Annotated in this window: 2 protein-coding genes; both read left to right on the forward strand. The window is 44.8% G+C overall.

Features of this window, described 5'->3' with window-relative positions; all coding sequences use genetic code 11:
* The first annotated feature begins 69 nt into the window (after positions 1-69).
* Positions 70-765 carry an AzlC family ABC transporter permease gene (locus HT721_RS10900; RefSeq protein ID WP_079114805.1) on the forward strand — a complete coding sequence of 232 codons (696 nt, stop codon included), beginning with the start codon at positions 70-72 and terminating at the stop codon, positions 763-765.
* Positions 755-1078, forward strand: coding sequence for an AzlD domain-containing protein (locus HT721_RS10905; protein WP_004263021.1), 324 nt, complete (start codon positions 755-757; stop codon positions 1076-1078). Before HT721_RS10900 ends, HT721_RS10905 begins: the two co-directional genes overlap by 11 nt.
* Positions 1079-1299 lie beyond the last annotated feature (221 nt).

Raw genomic sequence — 1299 nt, forward strand, 5'->3', positions numbered from 1 at the left:
CCTGCGGCTAGCTTCCTAGTTTGATCTTTGATTTTCATTGAGGATTATTAAGACAATATGAGGAGAAAGATGAAAGAAAAAGGATTTTGGGAGGGGGCGCAGGCAGCCATGCCAACGGCCCTTGGTTATATCAGTATCGGACTGGCCTGTGGGATTATTGGTGCGCCCTATGTGACACCTGTGGAGATGGGCTTGATGAGTCTCTTTGTTTATGCTGGGAGTGCCCAGTTTGCCATGTTGGCCTTGATTGCGGTTCAAGCGCCTGTGGCAGCTATTGCCATGACGGTCTTTTTGATTAATTTGCGTCTCTTTTTGTTGAGCTTGCATGCGTCGACCTATTTTCGTCATACCAGTCTTTGGCACAATATCGGTATGTCTAGTATCTTGACAGATGAGACCTATGGCGTCTTGATGGGCGAATTAGCCCATACAGACAAGGTCAATCCTATGTGGATGCACGGCAACAATCTCAACAGCTATGTGGCTTGGTTTGTGGGAACAGTGGTCGGAACGGCTCTGGGTGGCCTGCTGCCAAATCCAGAAATCTTTGGATTGGATTTTGCCCTAGTTGGGATGTTTATTGGTATTTTTGCTTCGCAATTCCAGATTATGCAAAGACGGATTCCTGTCCGCAATCTGCTCATTATCCTAGCAGTTGTTGCGGTATCCTTCTTTTTACTCTTGACAGTGGTGTCTCAGTCGCTAGCTGTTCTCTTTGCGACGCTACTTGGTTGTACAATGGGGGTGGTTTTAGATGGTCAGTAAGTATCTTTTGTTAGCAGTTATTTTCTCTGGTCTTGTGACTTGGATTCCCCGTATGATTCCCTTCATCTTGGTCAAGTATAAGGGTTTGCCTGCGATTGTTGAGCGTTTTTTGAAGTTCTTGCCCGTCTCTATTATTTTTGCCTTGATTCTTTCAAGCGTAGTGACAGGCAAGGTTGGGAGCTTTCCTCAAATCAAATGGCTGGACTTCTTAGCCGTCTTTCCAACAGCTTGGGTAGCCTTTCGCTACCGCAATCTAGTCGGAACAGTTCTCTTTGGAGTGGTCTTAATTGCAGTCTTGCGTTTGGTCTTTTAATACTCTTCGAAAATCAAATTCAAACCACGTCAGCGTCGCCTTACCGTACTCAAGTACAGCTTGCGGCTAGCTTCCTAGTTTGCTCTTTGATTTTCATTGAGTATTAGTTGCTAGAGAAAGGCACTCGTAAAGCCTAGGTCACAGGTGAAGATATGACTGAGGATTTGAAAAATTAGATATGTAGAAAATAACCGTTAAGCCTCGTTCTTAGCGGTTATTTA

The sequence above is a fragment of the Streptococcus sp. 4094 genome (assembly GCF_013277125.1).
Classification (GTDB): Bacteria; Bacillota; Bacilli; order Lactobacillales; family Streptococcaceae; genus Streptococcus.

Coding starts and splice junctions, on each gene's coding strand:
- HT721_RS10905 (WP_004263021.1), top strand. CDS start 755: ATGGTCAGTAAGTATCTTTTGTTAGCAGTTATTTTCTCTGGTCTTGTG.
- HT721_RS10900 (WP_079114805.1), top strand. CDS start 70: ATGAAAGAAAAAGGATTTTGGGAGGGGGCGCAGGCAGCCATGCCAACG.